Source organism: Mesorhizobium sp. M7A.F.Ca.ET.027.03.2.1 (genome assembly GCF_003999175.1).
Lineage (GTDB): Bacteria > Pseudomonadota > Alphaproteobacteria > Rhizobiales > Rhizobiaceae > Mesorhizobium.
This window is the reverse complement of the sequence record NZ_RZOM01000107.1, coordinates 1-9,498: the sequence shown is the minus strand read 5'-3', so window position 1 is coordinate 9,498 and position 9,498 is coordinate 1. Positions and strand designations below refer to the sequence as shown.

Genomic DNA, 9,498 nt, shown 5'->3' with positions numbered 1-9,498 from the left:
ATCCAGAACGCCTCGCTCAACGTCGCGCGCAGGATCGAGCGCTATCAGGATCATTCCAAGCAGAGCCCGGAGGGTGGCCCCGGCGTATCGGGCGCCTTCTTCCAGATGATCTACCAGGTGCTGATCGGCCAGGAGCGCGGCCCGCGCTTCGGCTCGTTCGCAGCGCTCTACGGCGTTGCCGAGACACGTGTGCTCATTGAGCGGGCGCTGGCTGGTCAGCTGGCTTGAGCACGCCGTCGACCTCTTCCAGGATCGAACCCGGCGCCTGAGGCGCTTGGCGTGGCGCGGCCGGCATCGCCGGCATGCCGGACAGATCGGGCGCCGATCCGAAAATGCCCTTCTTCGCCGTGCGTGCCTTGTCGCCAGCCTCGACATATGGTCCGCCCCTGGCGGCGCGCGCCCAGCCATTTTCGACCAGCCATTGGCCGACATCCTGCTTGCCGATCCGGCATTCGGCGGCGATCAGGTCGCGGCCGCCCTGCGGCGGCACCGTGCAGACCACCGCGCGGCCGCGCAGGAAGGCGCGGAACGCCGTCCGCGCACGGACGCCGCACGGCCAGGGCTTGCCGTCCTCGCTGCAGGTCTCATCCTGCCTGACGATATCGATGCCGGAAACCGCGACCGAGTAACCCTTCGCCTCGATCAGGCCGGCGGCCGGCGCAACCGGCTGGAACAGCTTGGTGCCGTTCCAGTCGTCGGGCATTTTCGGCTTGGGCGGCACAGCCAGCGCGAGTTTGCTCAACGGCTCGCGCGGCTCGACCCGTTCAAGCCCCTCGGCGGGCAGTTCCGGTGGCGCGACGATTTCGGGATCGATCGCCCTCGAATGCGGCGCCGGCTTTGGCGGCTGCGGGGCTGCTATGGCCGATGTGGCCGGCTCCTGCGGCACCGTCCCGGCAGCCTGCTGCGCCATCGTATCGGCGCCCGGATCAAGCTGGTCCACCGTGACGACGCTGTCGCTTCCCTTCAACGTGCGACCGCCGGCGACGACCATGGCCGCCATCACCGGGACCATCAGAACCGCCAGCGCATGACGAAGGAGCCGCACCAGCTTGACCTACTGGCTAGCCCAGACAATCCGCGCCACCCATTCGACATCGCGCATGGGAATATCGCGGTCGGGATGATCGGGATTGAGCGAGACCAGCGCAATCGACTTGACGGTCTGGCGCTCGAGCACCTTGGCCATCACCTCGCCTGATGTGGTCTTGACGACGACGCGATCGCCCTTGCGGGTGACGGCGCCCGGTTCGACGATGAGGACGTCGCCATTGCGGTAGAGCGGCAGCATGGAATCGCCTTGCACCTGCAGCGCGTAGGAACTCTCGGTCGATTGCGCCGGCAGTTCGATCAGATCCCAACCCTGCCCGACTGGAAAGCCGGCATCGTCGAAGAAGCCGCCGGCGCCGGCTTGGGCAAAGCCGAGCAACGGCACGGAGCTTCTGCGGGCGACCGAAGCGGCATGGCTGGTCGAAGCACCATTGCTGATCCCGGGCCGGCCTTCGATCAGACCGGTGAATTCGTCGAGTGAGGCGCCCGTAGCCTCGATGATCTTGGCCAGCGATTCGGTCGAGGGCCAGCGTGGTCGGCCATCCGACGACAAACGCTTCGACTTGTTGAAGGCAGTGGAATCGAGCCCCGCACGCTTGGCCAAACCCGAGGCCGAAAGCGAATAACGCTTGGCAAGAGCATCGATGGCAGCCCAGACTCGGTCGTGCGAGAGCATGCTCGCTCTCCTTCGGTGCAGGAAAAAATACCTTTCCCTTCTAGTCTTGGAATGTCGTTTTGTCCACCGGTCGTGGAGTGGTTGCAAACGTTTCCGTCGATCGCGGAAAGTCCGACTACCGGGATCGATCGACGCCCTTGGCCAAGCTGCGCAGACCCTGGTGCGATGTCATGAAAATCCGCTCCGTTTGCGTCGGTGGCCGCGGGTTCACGGCACGACCAAGTGCCGCAACGACCTCGTCAATCTCAAGAAAGTTGCGAGCCTTGCGATCGTAGACGCCGGCTGTCGTCAGGATCAACGCGGCCGTCTCGCCATTGTCGAGGACGAAGCGGTGCTTGCCTACAACCTGGGTGCCTTCCCAGGTCTCGATCGAGGACACCACTTCGAAGCGGCGCCACAGCCTGATCTCGCGTGCATAGACCGCTTGCAGTCCGCCCATCATCGGCGCCCAGCCATTCTTCCTTGCCAGCGTGATGAGGCCTGCACGAACAAACAGGTCGATGCGGCCGAGATCGGCCAGCATCATGTAGCGCGCATTGTTGAGATGGATGTTGAAATCGATGTCGGTCGGCAGGCAGCGGAAAGCCAGCCGGCCTTCGCCGCCCATCGCATAGGGGCCACGGCTGCGTGCCGTGGCCATCATGCGCACCATGCGCGCCCAGACATACATTACAGCGCCCCATGTCCTCTTGGACGCGCGAAGGTCGCTGCAAGACGCTTGATTTTGCCCATGCGTCAGGCTGCCTGCTTCACGTCGCCTTTCGCATAGGGATCGAAGCGCTGGTAGAAGGTCTCGCCCTTCTCGGCCATGTCGAGCAGCAGCTTGGGTGCCTTGAACTCGGCGCCGTATTTCTTCTGCAGGTTCTTGGCGATCTTCACGAACGCCTTGGCGCCGATGCCGTCGATGTAGGACAGCGCACCGCCGGTGTAGGGCGCGAAGCCGAAAGCGAGGATCGAGCCGACATCGGCCTCGCGCGGGTCGGTGACGATGCCTTCTTCCATCACCCGCGCCGCTTCCAGCGCGATGGTGACCAGCAGCCGCTGCTGCAGTTCCTCATAATCGACCTTCTCGGGTGCAAGCTGCGGATAGAGCTCCCTAAGGCCCGGCCACAACTTCTTCTTGGCCGGCTTTGCCGGGTAATCGTAAAAACCCTTGCCGTTCTTGCGGCCGAAGCGGCCGTGATCGTCGACCATGGCGTTGATCAGCGCCATCTGCTTGGGATCGACCGCCTTGTCGCCCAGATCCCTGATGGTCTGCTTCATGATCTTCTGGGCAAGGTCGATGGCCGTCTCGTCGGTCAGCGCCAGGGGGCCGACCGGCATGCCGGCAGCCTTCGCCGCGTTCTCGATCATCGGCGCGGGAACGCCCTCGATCAGCATCTTGTAGGCTTCCGACATGTAGCGCAGCACGCAGCGATTGACGTAGAAGCCGCGCGTGTCGTTGACGACGATCGGCGTCTTCTTGATGGCGCGAACGAAGTCGATCGCGGTGGCCAGCGCCTTGTCGCCGGTCTTCTTGCCCAAAATGATCTCGACCAGCATCATCTTGTCGACCGGCGAGAAGAAATGGATGCCGATGAAATTCTTCGGCCGCGCAGAATTCTTCGCCAGGCCGGTGATCGGAATGGTCGAGGTGTTCGACGCGAAGATCGCCGATGGCTTCAGCACGGCTTCCGCCTGTTCGGTGGCGCTCTTCTTCACGCTCGAATCCTCGAAAACGGCCTCGACCACCAGATCGCAGCCGGCAAGGTCGGCATAGTCCGCCGTCGGCGTGATCAGCGACAGCAGTTTGTCCTTGTCCTCCGGCTTGGCGCGGCCCTTCTTGACCTGATCCGAGATCAGGCCGTCGGAATGCGCCTTGCCCTTGGCAGCCGACTCCAGATCACGGTCGAGCAGCACCACCGGGATGCCGGCCTTGGCGGTGACATAGGCGATGCCCGCGCCCATGAAGCCGGCGCCGAGAATGCCGATCTTCTTGAACTTGGTTTCGGGCACGCCTGCCGGGCGGCGGGCGCCCTTGTTCAGTTCCTGCAGCGACACAAACAACGAGCGGATCATCGCCGCCGCTTCCCTGGTCTGCATGATCTCGGTGAAATAGCGCTGCTCGATGCGCAAGGCGGTGTCGAACGGCACCAGCAGGCCTTCATAGACGCATTTGAGGATCGCGGCGGCGGCCGGATAGTTGCCGTAAGTCTCACGACGCAGGATGGCGATGGCCGGCGGCCACAGATTGAAGCCGGCGGGCGAATAGATCTGGCCGCCGGGCAGCTTGAAACCTTTCTCGTCCCATGGCGCCACCGGCTTCAGGCCATTCCTGATCATCGCCTTGGCGGTCTCGACGAGCCTGGCCGGCTCGGCGATCTCATGGATCAGGCCCATAGACTTGGCCTTCTGCGGCGACAGTGTCTGGCCCGAGGTCAGCATCTGCAGCGCCTGCTGCTGATCGGTCAGCCGCGGCACGCGCTGGGTGCCGCCGGCGCCCGGGAAGATGCCGATCTTCACCTCGGGAAGTGCCATCTTCACCTTGTCGCTATCGGCGGCGACACGGCCGTGGCAGGCGAGCGACAATTCGAAGGCGCCGCCCATGCAGGTGCCGTTGATCGCCGACACCCACGGCTTTCCGCAAGTTTCCAGCTTGCGGAACAGGCCGGTCATCATGCCGGCATTGTCGAACAGCGCCTTGGTCGCCCTTTCGGCGTCCTTGCCCTTTTCCGCGGCGAAGGTCGTCAGCATCTTCTGCAACAGGGTAATGTCGGCACCGCCGGAGAAGGTGTCCTTGCCGGAGGTGATCACGGCGCCCTTGATGGCGGCGTCACCAGCCACCTTGTCGACAATGGCGTTCAATTCTCGCATCGCCTCTTCGGTGAAAACGTTCATCGAGCGGCCAGGCATGTCCCAGGTGACCAGCGCAATGCCGTCGGCGTCGATGTCGAGGGTGAAATTGGTGTAGCTCATCGTTTCTCTCCCCGTCAGACGCGTTCGATGATGGTTGCGGTTCCCATGCCGGCGCCGATGCACAGCGTCACCAGAGCCGTGTTGAGATCGCGGCGCTCGAGTTCGTCCAGCACCGTGCCGAAGATCATCGCGCCGGTGGCGCCGAGCGGATGACCCATGGCGATAGCGCCGCCATTGACGTTGATCTTGTCGTGATCGATGTCGAAGGCCTGCATGTAGCGCAGCACCACCGAAGCGAAGGCTTCGTTGAGCTCGAACAGGTCGATGTCCGAGAGCTTCATCTTGGCGCGCTTCAACAGCTTCTCGGTGACGTCGACCGGGCCCGTCAGCATCAGCACCGGCTCGGAGCCGATGTTGGCAAAGGTGCGGATGCGCGCGCGCGGCTTCAGCCCCATCGCCTTGCCGGCCTTCTTCGAACCGAGCAGCACGGCGGCGGCGCCGTCGACGATGCCGGACGAATTGCCGGCATGATGGACGTGATTGACCTCTTCCACCTCGGGATGCTTCTGCACTGCGACGGCATCGAAGCCGCCCATTTCGCCTGGCATGACGAAGGACGGGTTGAGCGAGGCCAGCGACTGCATGTCGGTCGACGGGCGCATATGTTCGTCATGGTCGAGGATGGTCAGGCCGTTCTGGTCCTTGATCGGGACGACGGAATTCTTGAAGCGGCCATCGGCCCAGGATTTGGCGGCGCGCTTCTGGCTCTCGACCGCATAGGCGTCGACGTCGTCTCTGCTGAAGCCGTATTTGGTGGCGATCAGGTCGGCCGAGATGCCTTGCGGCACGAACCAGCCGGGCAGGCCGACCGAAGGATCCATGAACCAGGCGCCGCCCGAGGCGCCCATGCCGACACGCGACATCGATTCGACGCCGCCGGCAATGACGATCTCATCGGCGCCCTGGGCGATCTTGGCGGCGCCGAAATTGATGGCGTCGAGCCCGGAAGCGCAGAAGCGTGAGATTTGCATGCCGGGCGCCTTGGTGTCGTAGCCGGCCTCGAAGGCAGCGGCGCGCGGAATGACCGAGCCGGCTTCGCCGACCGGATCGACGCAGCCGAAGATGATGTCATCGACAGTGCCGGTGTCCAGCCCATTGCGATCGCGCAGCGCTTCAAGCGTCTTGGCGGCAAGCCGCACCGCCGGCACCTCGTGCAGCGATCCGTCCTTCTTGCCCTTGCCGCGCGGTGTGCGCACGGCGTCATAGACATAAGCTTCAGCCATTTGCTTGCTCCTTAGGTTTGCCTGATGTCGCTCTCAGAGAGAGCGGCCGATCAGCAATTTCATGATCTCGTTGGTGCCGCCGTAGATGCGCTGGACGCGGGCGTCGCGGAACATGCGGGCGATCGGGTATTCATTCATGTAGCCATAGCCGCCATGCAGTTGAAGGCATTCGTCGACGACTTTTCCCTGCAGGTCGCTGAGCCAGTACTTGGCCATCGACGCGGTCACAGGATCTAGGCCGCCGGCGATGTGGCGGGTGACGCAATCATTGTAGAAGACGCGGCCGACGGTGGCCTCGGTCTTGAGTTCGGCCAGCTTGAACTGGGTGTTCTGGAAATCGATGATCGCCTTGCCGAACGCCTTGCGTTCCTTGACATAATCAATGGTCAGCGCCAGCGCCCGCTCGATCATGGCAATGGCGCCGGTGCCGATCTGCAGCCGCTCCTGCGGCAATTGCTGCATCAGTTGGACGAAGCCCTGCCCTTCCTCGTGGCCGAGCAGGTTGGAGGTCGGCACGCGCATGTCGTTGAAGAACAGCTCCGACGTGTCGTTGGCCTTGAGCCCGATCTTGTCGAGGTTGCGGCCGCGCTGAAAACCTTCGACCTCGTCGGTCTCGACGACGATCAGCGAGGTGCCCTTGGCGCCCTTCTCCGGATCGGTCTTGGTGACGACGATGATGAAGTTCGCAAGCTGGCCGTTGGTGATGAAGGTCTTGGAACCATTGATCTTGTATTGGTTGCCATCCTTCTGCGCCCGCGTCTTGACGCCCTGCAGGTCGGACCCGGCGCCAGGCTCGGTCATGGCGATGGCGCCGATCAGCTCGCCGGTCGCCAGCTTCGGCAGCCATTTCTTCTTCTGCTCCTCGGAGCCATAGTGGAGGATGTAAGGGGCGACGATCGAATTGTGCAGGCCGATGCCGAAACCGTCGACGCCGACATGGCCGATGGCCTCGATGATGGCGCTCTCATGCGCGAAGGTGCCGCCGGAGCCGCCATATTCCTCCGGCATAGAGGCGCAGAGCAGGCCGGCGGAGCCTGCCTTCAGCCAGCTCTCGCGATCGACCATCTCGTTCTTCTCGAACTCGTCGTAGCGCGGCGCGATCTCCTCCGACATGAAGCGATGCGCCATGTCGTAGAGCATGCCGACCTCGTCCGCCGCCCAAGCGGGCTTCGGAAGGCCAAGGATTTCAGCTGGGTTGGTCATGCTGGTATGATACTCCTCCCGACATGCATCATCGAAACTGAGGCCGGCGCACTGCCGCAGCGACCCCTCCCGACCCTTCGGGCCACCCTCCCCTCAAGGGGGAGGAGGACGCCGATCATCTTTAGAACGCTTCCGCCGGCAGTGCCATCAATGTGTCGGCGCCGCTCGAAATGCGGGCGAGATGCGCCGACGTCTCCGGCATGATCCGCTCCATGAAGAAGCGCCCCGTCACGACCTTTTTGTCGTAAAAAGATTGCGCGCCATTGGCGTCCGTCTTGCCAAGTGCCACCTTGGCCATCTGCGCCCACATATAGCCCAGAGCGACCAGGCCGAAGAGATGCATGTAGTCGGTCGAGGCGGCACCGGCATTGTCGGGCTTGGCCATGCCGTTCTGCACCAGCCACATGGTGGCGGCCTGCAAATCGTTGAGACCTTTCTTCAGCGCCTTGGTGAATGGCGCCATCTTCTCGTCGGAGCGGTTCTCCTCGCAGAACTCACCGACTTCCTTGAAGAAGGCCTGCACGGCGCGGCCGCCATTCAGGCCGAGTTTGCGGCCGACGAGGTCGAGCGCCTGGATGCCGTTGGCGCCTTCATAGATCATGGCGATGCGGGCATCGCGCACGAACTGGCTCATGCCGTGCTCTTCGATATAACCGTGACCGCCGAACACCTGCTGCGCCATGACGGTGTGGTCGAAGCCCTTGTCCGTGAGCACGCCCTTGACCACCGGTGTCATCAGGCCGGTGTAATCGTCGGCGGCCTGGCGGTCCTTGTCGTCGCCGGAGCGGTGGGCAATGTCGGACTTGATCGCCGTCCACAGCGCCAGCGCGCGGCCGGCCTCGTTGAAGGCCTTCATGGTCATCAGGCTGCGGCGGATATCGGGATGGACGATGATCGGGTCGGCCTTCTTGTCCGGCGCCTTCGGCCCCGACAATGAGCGGCCCTGCAAACGGTCCTTGGCGTAGCCGACAGCGTTCTGATAGGCGATCTCCGACAGCGACAGCCCCTGCAGGCCCACACCAAGGCGCGCCTCGTTCATCATCGTGAACATCGCCTTCAGGCCGCCATTGGCCTCGCCGAGCAGCGTGCCCTCAGCCTCGTCATAGTTCATGACGCAGGTCGAATTGCCATGGATGCCCATCTTCTCCTCGATCGAGCCGCAGGAGACGGTGTTCCTGGTGCCCGGATTGCCCGATGCGTCGAGCTTGAGCTTCGGCACGATGAACAGAGAGATGCCCTTGACGCCTTCCGGCGCACCCTCGATGCGGGCCAGTACCAGATGGACGATGTTGTCCGACATGTCGTGTTCGCCGGCCGAGATGAAGATCTTCTGGCCTGAAATTTTATAGGTGCCATCGCCGTTCGGCACCGCCTTGGTCCGCAACAGGCCCAGATCCGTGCCGCAATGCGGCTCGGTCAGGTTCATGGTGCCGGTCCAGGCACCCTCGATCATCCTCGGCAACCATGTTGACTTCTGCTCGTCGGTGCCGTGGGTGATGATCGCGGCGATCGCGCCTTGCGTCAGGCCCGGATACATCATCAAGGACATATTGGCCGAGACCATATATTCGGCGACGGCGGTATGCACGGCATAGGGCAGGCCCTGGCCGCCAAACTCGACTGGTGCGGCCAATCCCATCCAGCCGCCCTCGCGATACTGGTCGAAGGCCTCCTTGAAGCCTTTCGGCGTGGTCACCGAGCCATCGTCGTGACGCACACAGCCTTCCATGTCGCCGACACGGTTCAGCGGATGCATGACGTTTTCGGCGAGCTTGGCGCCTTCGGCCAGGATCGCCTCGAGCACATCGGGCGTGGCGTCGGCAAATCCGGGAAGGTTCGAATAACGCTGATAACCCAGAACCTCGTTGAGCACGAACAGCGTATCCTGGACCGGAGCCCTGTATGTCGGCATGCTTTTTCTCCACCCTGCAAACCCGGTCCGAATGCCCCGAAGACAAGCCAGGGGCGGCATGCGGACCCATATTGGGAGCGGGATAGCAAAAATTGACGTTTGCGTAAACGTCAATTTTTTCGATGCGACAAGATTCCCCGCCCACTGGAGCAATGAGCGTAGCGGCGCGACGTTGCGCAAGCCAGCGCCGAAAGGCCATGAGAGTGGGCCAGGACAACGAAAAGCCGCGTGGCAGGCCACGCGGCTCGACAGAACTCAGACAATCAGCAGACGACTTGGTCTGCCGCAAATCCGAACGGATTTGTTTTAGCTGGCGGCGCTCGCCTGCGGCGCCGAACGCTCGCTCAGCATCTGGCGCACCGCCGACATCGAGCCGCTCAGCTCGTTGATGGCGTCGTCGATCAGCGCCCTTTGCTTCTGCAGGCGGGCAAGCTGCTTTTCCGATTTGTCCAGCGCGAGCTTGAGCTGCTTGGTGTTTGAAC

At 63.1% G+C, this 9,498-nt stretch carries 7 protein-coding genes and 2 pseudogenes; 1 reads left to right on the top strand and 8 read right to left on the bottom strand.

Features of this window, described 5'->3' with window-relative positions:
- Window positions 1-228: pseudogene (lysK, locus tag EN750_RS07395) on the top strand (lysine--tRNA ligase); the annotation flags it as partial.
- On the opposite strand, the gene EN750_RS07390 reads toward lysK, so the two are convergent.
- The 8 genes and pseudogenes from EN750_RS07390 to EN750_RS40505 form a co-directional block, all read right to left on the bottom strand.
- Window positions 194-1,045 (bottom strand): thermonuclease family protein, encoded by an 852-nt coding sequence (locus EN750_RS07390; RefSeq protein ID WP_348629583.1) that lies wholly within the window; start codon window positions 1,043-1,045, stop codon window positions 194-196. The pseudogene lysK and the gene EN750_RS07390 sit on opposite strands and share 35 nt — an antisense overlap.
- Before the next feature lie 9 nt (window positions 1,046-1,054).
- Window positions 1,055-1,723, bottom strand: a complete 669-nt coding sequence (locus EN750_RS07385; protein WP_127268614.1) for a helix-turn-helix transcriptional regulator — start codon at window positions 1,721-1,723, stop codon at window positions 1,055-1,057.
- A 115-nt stretch (window positions 1,724-1,838) separates the two neighbouring features.
- The gene (locus EN750_RS07380; RefSeq protein WP_127396042.1) at window positions 1,839-2,393 is read right to left on the bottom strand and encodes a thioesterase family protein; all 555 of its coding nucleotides are present in this window, start codon (window positions 2,391-2,393) and stop codon (window positions 1,839-1,841) included.
- A 65-nt stretch (window positions 2,394-2,458) separates the two neighbouring features.
- Window positions 2,459-4,678, bottom strand: coding sequence for a 3-hydroxyacyl-CoA dehydrogenase NAD-binding domain-containing protein (locus tag EN750_RS07375; protein WP_127396041.1), 2,220 nt, complete (start codon window positions 4,676-4,678; stop codon window positions 2,459-2,461).
- Between the two features lie 14 nt (window positions 4,679-4,692).
- Window positions 4,693-5,901 carry an acetyl-CoA C-acetyltransferase gene (locus EN750_RS07370; protein WP_127396040.1) on the bottom strand — a complete coding sequence of 403 codons (1,209 nt, stop codon included), beginning with the start codon at window positions 5,899-5,901 and terminating at the stop codon, window positions 4,693-4,695.
- 33 nt (window positions 5,902-5,934) lie between these two features.
- Entirely contained in the window at window positions 5,935-7,104 is a 1,170-nt protein-coding gene (locus EN750_RS07365; protein ID WP_127270389.1) for an acyl-CoA dehydrogenase family protein, read from the bottom strand.
- A gap of 121 nt (window positions 7,105-7,225) precedes the next feature.
- Window positions 7,226-9,016, bottom strand: coding sequence for an acyl-CoA dehydrogenase (locus EN750_RS07360; protein ID WP_127396039.1), 1,791 nt, complete (start codon window positions 9,014-9,016; stop codon window positions 7,226-7,228).
- Window positions 9,017-9,322: 306 nt separating this feature from the next.
- Window positions 9,323-9,498, bottom strand: a pseudogene (locus EN750_RS40505) (transcriptional regulator); the annotation flags it as partial.